At 58.7% G+C, this 5,985-nt stretch carries 7 protein-coding genes; 4 read left to right on the top strand and 3 right to left on the bottom strand.

Annotated elements, in window-relative coordinates; genetic code table 11:
- The 3 genes from P792_RS0118890 to P792_RS27510 all read right to left on the bottom strand — a co-directional run.
- Positions 1-702 (bottom strand): NAD(P)-dependent oxidoreductase (locus tag P792_RS0118890; RefSeq protein ID WP_031240662.1); only part of this gene is annotated, 702 nt, incomplete at its 3' end.
- 137 nt (positions 703-839) lie between these two features.
- Positions 840-1,361, bottom strand: a complete 522-nt coding sequence (locus P792_RS27515; protein ID WP_023978539.1) for a hypothetical protein — start codon at positions 1,359-1,361, stop codon at positions 840-842.
- Between the two features lie 27 nt (positions 1,362-1,388).
- Entirely contained in the window at positions 1,389-1,994 is a 606-nt protein-coding gene (locus P792_RS27510; protein ID WP_023978538.1) for an NYN domain-containing protein, read from the bottom strand.
- 285 nt (positions 1,995-2,279) lie between these two features.
- Between P792_RS27510 and rpoZ the strand changes: the two genes are divergently transcribed.
- From rpoZ to lepB, 4 genes are all read left to right on the top strand, one after another.
- Positions 2,280-2,678 carry a DNA-directed RNA polymerase subunit omega gene (rpoZ, locus tag P792_RS27505; RefSeq protein ID WP_023978537.1) on the top strand — a complete coding sequence of 133 codons (399 nt, stop codon included), beginning with the start codon at positions 2,280-2,282 and terminating at the stop codon, positions 2,676-2,678.
- Positions 2,679-2,841: 163 nt separating this feature from the next.
- Positions 2,842-5,055: a bifunctional (p)ppGpp synthetase/guanosine-3',5'-bis(diphosphate) 3'-pyrophosphohydrolase gene (locus tag P792_RS27500; protein ID WP_051395864.1), complete on the top strand. Its 2,214-nt coding sequence runs from the start codon at positions 2,842-2,844 to the stop codon at positions 5,053-5,055.
- 8 nt (positions 5,056-5,063) lie between these two features.
- Positions 5,064-5,474, top strand: a complete 411-nt coding sequence (acpS, locus tag P792_RS27495) for a holo-ACP synthase (protein WP_023978535.1) — start codon at positions 5,064-5,066, stop codon at positions 5,472-5,474.
- 43 nt (positions 5,475-5,517) lie between these two features.
- Positions 5,518-5,985 (top strand): signal peptidase I (gene lepB / locus P792_RS38730; RefSeq protein WP_023978534.1); only part of this gene is annotated, 468 nt, incomplete at its 3' end.

The following is a 5,985-nucleotide window of genomic DNA, read 5'->3' as shown; positions in this document are numbered from 1 at the left end:
GGGGAATTGCGGCGAGAAATCGCCCTGCTGTGCAGCGCCGAGCTTGCGCTTGTGATGCGGCGAAATGACCGCCACCTGAGAGAGTGCTTCATACAGCATGTCACGGTTCAGGCCGCTATCGAGGCCATAACCCACAGCTTCGGCAATTACGTTGAGCGTCGCGCCCATGATGCCGTTGATGACGAGCTTGAGGCGCGTGCCCGCCCCTACGTCTCCAGCATGAATGGTGAGCTTGCCTATGGCGTCCAGCACGGGGGCGGCGGCGGCAAGATCCTGTTCAGATGCTCCTACCAGCATGACGAGTTCGCCCTTTTCGGCTTCGGGGGTGCTGCCCGACATGGGGGCGTCCACGAAGCGTAGTCCCTGCTTCTCAGCAAGCTGATGCAGCCTATCGGTCGCTTCCGGGGAGATCGTGCTGCAATTGATCACCAATGTGTTCGAACGGGCGCCGATCAGAAACCCGTCCTCGCCTTCTGCCGAAGCAAAGATGGCCGCGTCATTGGGGACGCACAGGATCAGGATGTCGGCCTTCTCTGCAAGTCTGCGCGCCGACGTCTCAACCGGGGTTTCCTCGTCCTGCTTGCGACCCGATGGCGTATAGGCACAAACCCCATATCCCGTCTTGCGAAGATTGCGTCCCATCAGCGAGCCCATCGCGCCATAGCCGATAAAGCCGATTGTGCCTGAATTGCGCTGTTTCATGATGAAGCTCCTTCAATGCCTGCTGCCGTGGGTTAATGCGCGCTGCCTGTCAGGGTTGCGCCGCCCGGTGCACTCGCTATCGCGGCATCCGGCCCGTGAGATCCTTGGGCCGCGCTAGATGGCTGACACGAAAACAGTCAAAGCGACGCCTGGGTCGCGCTCATTGCGGTCAGCTGTGCGAGGGAAGAAGCGATTGTGTCAACACATATCCCGGTATGCGACGGGAACCCTGCAAGCAGCAGGCCGTCTGGAAGGACAAGTGCGTCATGGGGTTTGAAAGGGATCTTTGCCCATGGCACGCCATAGGCATCCAGAGTTGAGATATGGGCGGCAACGCCCAAATTGACCACAATGTGCAGCTCCGTCAGACTGGTGACAAGCTGGGAGAGGCCGGTATGGGCGTCCTCGCGCATCAGAGAAGCTGGCCGTTCCTGATCCGGCAATTCCTGTGTCGATGGTCTTGGGGACATGGCAGCACGCACCTGATCGGGCGCGACAAGGTGGTGGAAAACGAGATGCGGTGTCTGACACGATCGGGGTGCCTGGAGCCTGAGCGCGGCATCAAGTGCTTGCGCAAGCTGCGTGCGTTGCTCGGACGCGATCGCGCCAAGGCTGACGATCAGGATGCACGTTTCCTTCGCATGCGCTGGACTTGCCATGCCTCAGGCTTCCCCTCGTGACGTCCTTCAGTCATCCATATCATGATCGACGGTGACATCCGCTGGATGACGAATAGGGTTGGACCGAGGGCGGGCAGGGGTATCGGCCTGTCGGCGTGTGAACTCGGCCGCAATATCTCCCAGCTCGATGAACTGATCGACCTGTCGACGAAGGTCATCGCCGATCAGTGATGGCGAGGAGCGGAGGGATGAGACCGCAGTCACACGAACGCCCCGTCTCTGTATGGCTTCCACAGCGCGGCGCAAATCGGCGTCTCCGCTGAAGATAACGGCATGATCGATCTTGTCGGCAAGCTCCAGAAGATCCACCGCCAGCTCGACATCCATATTGCCCTTGAGGCGGCGGCGGCCGGATTGATCGGTGAATTCGCGCGCTGTCTTCGTGACCAGCATGTAACCATTATAGGCAAGCCAATCGGTCAGGGGCTTGAGTGGCGAATATTCCTCAGTTTCTGGTATTGCAGCGTAGTAATGGGCGCGCAACAGGCGGGTGCCGGATTTCAGATAGCGCAGAAGCCTGCGATAATCGACTTCAAATCCAAGAGTTTTCGCAGTGTAGTACAGGCTCGATCCATCTATAAAAACAGCAGTTTTCTCGTTCTTGTCGAGCATGTCTGATCCGTATTAGAAATATGTCACGACGGGACTTCGCGACAATCAGTTGGAATTACCCAGGAAGTTTAACAAATGCGGGGCGGACAAAACAGTGAGCGCTGCATTTCGTAATGGTTAGACTATGTCAGTCTGGTAAACAAAGCGGTTGTTAACTTTGTTTCCCAAAAGGCGAAGGTCAGACTGCGTGTATGGGACAATCGCCGTAAAGATTGTGCCGACCCACCGGCTATGCTATTTTGCACAATTCACGTCGATCCGCGGAAATTGGTTGGGAAGAGTTTTATGGCACGCGTTACCGTTGAAGACTGCATCGAAAAGGTTCCGAACCGCTTCGAGCTCGTTCTCCTTGCTGCACAGCGCGCCCGTGGTTTGTCGCGTGGCGAAGAGATGACCCTCGATCGTGACAATGACAAGAACCCTGTCGTGGCTCTGCGCGAAATCGCGGAAGACAAGGTCAATCTCGGCACGCTCAAGGATGGTATCGTGCGCTCCCTGGCCCGTGCACCCGAGCCTGAGCCTGTCGATGAAGAGGTGATGGACCTCATCCCGACCGATCAGAACATTTTTGGCCTGCAGGATGTCTCTTCTGAAGAAGAGCACGCGCACATGGCCGAAACCATGTCCACAGCCGAGCTCGAGGCGTCGTTCGAGGCAGAGTTCGGAGGACGCGGCCGCCGCTGAGTCCTCTTGCGGTGCCGGGCCGTTCTGTGGTCCGGTAGCGTATTCAACGATCTAGGTTGCGGGAGAGAGTACCGGCATGTCTGACACCCTTCTCTCCGGCGCCGAGCACAGCACGCCAGCGCCTGAAATCCTCGCCGCTGAACCGGCCAACGTGGCGCCTGCCATGCCGTCGATCAGCGGTCTTCTTCGCCGCATTGCCGCTTACGATCCGGAAGCGGACCTCAAGCGCGTGGAAGAAGCTTACGAGGTGGCCGAAAAAGCGCATCGCGAGCAAAAGCGCGACAACGGTGAACCCTATATTATCCACCCCATCGCCGTAGCGAACATCCTTGCGGGTTTTCGCATGGACGTGCCTTCGATCATGGTCGGGCTGCTGCACGATACGGTCGAAGATACCGGGATCACCCCGGCCTTTCTGAAGGATCGCTTCGGTGAGACGGTGGCCAGTCTGGTCGATGGTGTGACCAAGCTGACCCGTCTGGAGTTGCAGTCGGACCGAACGAAACAGGCGGAGAACTTCCGCAAGCTTGTTTTGGCCATGTCGCGCGATATTCGCGTGCTGATCGTGAAGCTTGCCGATCGCCTGCACAACATGCGCACCCTGCATTATGTGCAGAGGCAGGATCGACGCCTGCGCATTGCCCGTGAAACGATGGATATCTATGCGCCGCTGGCCGAGCGCATTGGTATGGACCGCGTCAAGACCGAGCTGCAGAACCTCTCATTCGAACAGCTTGAGCCCGAGGCCGATGCAACAATCCGGGCACGCCTGAACTTCCTGCGAGGTCACGGCGCGGATATCATCGAGCAGATCAAGCATGAACTGAAGGCGCTCTGTGCCGAGGTCGGTCTGCCCCAGATCGACGTGACGGGGCGGGAGAAATCGCCCTATTCCATCTGGGCCAAGATGCAAAAGCGCAATGTCGCGTTCGAGCAGCTTTCCGACATCATGGCATTTCGCGTGATCGTTCCCAGCCGTGACGCCTGTTATGCTGCACTGGGTGCCATCCACGGCGCCTATCCGATGATTGCGGGGCGCTTCAAGGATTACATTTCCACGCCTAAGGCCAATGGCTATCAAAGCCTTCATACAGGCGTGACCCTGCGACAGCCGCGAAACCAAAAGATCGAAGTTCAGATCCGCACGGCGGACATGCACAATTTTGCTGAAAACGGTGTGGCGGCGCACTGGGCCTACAAGGAACGTGACGAGGCGCAGGCGTCCAATAGCGAAGTTGCGGCTCTGGGCCTCAACAAGCTGCGCTGGGTGCAGGATCTGCTTGAGATCCTTGAGGATTCAGAGGCACCTGACGAGTTTCTCGAAAACACAAAGCTCGAACTGTATCAGGATCAGGTTTTCTGTTTCACCCCCAAAGGGCAGCTGATCTCCCTGCCGCGTCGCGCGACGCCCGTTGACTTCGCCTATGCGGTGCATAGCCAGGTTGGTGACGCCTGCGTAGGCGCCAAGATCAACGGCCGCCTGATGCCCCTGCGCCATGAATTGCAGAATGGCGATCAGGTCGAGATCATGACGGCGCGTGGCGGGACGCCTTCGGCGTCCTGGGAGCGGTTCGTCGTTACGGGCAAGGCGCGCGCGCGCATACGCCGCCATGTCGCGTTGCAGCAGCGTCAGGTCAATCTCGATACCGGGCGCACCGCGCTGGCCAAGGCTTTCCGTCAGGAAGGTGTCGATGGCAGCGAGAAAGTGCTGGAATCGTTGCTGCGCGATCTGCGTCAGGCCAGCATCGAAGATCTGTATGTTGCGGTTGGCAATGGTCAGCTCGGGCCGCGTGACGTGGTCAATGCGGCTTATCCGGAATTACGCCAGACCCATCGCGCGCCTCGTATGGTGCCCGGTCTGTCCGGTCGCCTTGGTGGGGGTGTCGGTACGGCGCCGCGCTATGGCGCCAAGAGCGGTTCGATCATCACCGGTATCGGCTCCGGGATTGCGACCCATTTCGCCGGGTGTTGTCATCCGCTGCCGGGTGATCCGATCGTGGGCATCATCGCGCAGGGCAAGGGCGTGACCATCCACCAGCGTGCCTGCCAGAATTTGAGTGCCTTCTCGTCCACGCCTGAGCGGTTCCTTGAAATCGACTGGGATTATGAGGCTCTGGCGCAAGGCGAGCGCGGAGCACCGCATATCGGGCGTGTCAGCGTGATTGCTGCCAATGAGTCGAGCGTTCTGACCACCCTCACGAATACAGCGTCCAAGCATAATGGCAGTGTCGTCAATCTGCGCATTCTGAACCGCCAGCTGGATTTCATGGAAATTCTGGTCGATCTCGAAGTGCGTGACGTGCGGCACCTGTCTGCCATGATTGCAGCGCTGCGCTCGGCGCGGGGTGTCATGCAGGTCGAGCGCGCCCGGAACTGAGCTGCGGGATGATCAGGGGAATTGGCACGGATCTGTGCGATATGCGTCGTATCGCACGCGCTCTTGAGCGTTCAGGGGAAAGATTTCTCGAGCGCAGCTTCACTGCGGCGGAGCGCGCCTATGCGGATACGCGCAAGGGCGATGGCCGTATCGGTATCCTTGCCAAGCGATGGGCGGCCAAAGAAGCATGCGTCAAGGCGTTGGGTACCGGCTTTCGAGACGGTATTGTCCTGACCGATATCGAGACAGGCAATGATGCATCGGGTAAACCCTTCCTGACCCTGAGGGGCGAGGCGGCGCGTTGTCTCGCTGCGCTGGCCCTGCCGGGAGAGCGGGCGGAAGTCCTGCTCAGCCTGAGTGATGAAACACCTTATGCACTGGCCTATGTGATCGTGCAGTCAGTTTCCTGTACTTCGTGATAGCCTGTCGCCAATGCCCCACCACCTGCGCTAGAACCCGGATATGACCGACCAAAATCAGGAGGCACGTGCCTCCAGGAAAAAAGAAGACACCCCCCTTGAGATCGTGCGCTTTGTCGCGATCTGGATTGTCGTATTGCTGGCGATACGAACGGTGGTTCTCGAGCCGTTCAATATTCCCAGCGCGTCCATGATCCCGACCCTGCAGGTGGGCGACTACATTATCGTCACGAAATTCGATTATGGCTGGTCTCGATTCTCCATGCCATTTTCGCCCCATCTCTTTGAGGGGCGCATCTGGGGCGCGTCGCCGCATCGTGGCGATGTGGCAGTGTTCCGCTATACGCAAAATACGTCGGTCGATTATATCAAGCGCATCATCGGTCTGCCGGGTGATCACATCCAGATGCGTGCAGGCGAGCTTTATCTTAACGGCACGCTGGTGCCGCGCCAGTCGCTGGGCGCCTATTCCGTGATGGATGAGAACCGTTATCCGCAGACGGGCATACGC

The sequence above is a fragment of the Asaia sp. SF2.1 genome (assembly GCF_000505765.1).
Classification (GTDB): Bacteria; Pseudomonadota; Alphaproteobacteria; order Acetobacterales; family Acetobacteraceae; genus Asaia; species Asaia bogorensis.
This window is presented reverse-complemented; position numbering and strand designations above follow the sequence as displayed.

Bases quoted from the DNA above. Each gene is read 5' to 3' on its own strand.
- P792_RS27515 (WP_023978539.1), bottom strand. From the start codon at position 1,361: ATGGCAAGTCCAGCGCATGCGAAGGAAACGTGCATCCTGATCGTCAGC.
- P792_RS27510 (WP_023978538.1), bottom strand. From the start codon at position 1,994: ATGCTCGACAAGAACGAGAAAACTGCTGTTTTTATAGATGGATCGAGC.
- rpoZ (WP_023978537.1), top strand. From the start codon at position 2,280: ATGGCACGCGTTACCGTTGAAGACTGCATCGAAAAGGTTCCGAACCGC.
- P792_RS27500 (WP_051395864.1), top strand. From the start codon at position 2,842: ATGCCGTCGATCAGCGGTCTTCTTCGCCGCATTGCCGCTTACGATCCG.
- acpS (WP_023978535.1), top strand. From the start codon at position 5,064: ATGATCAGGGGAATTGGCACGGATCTGTGCGATATGCGTCGTATCGCA.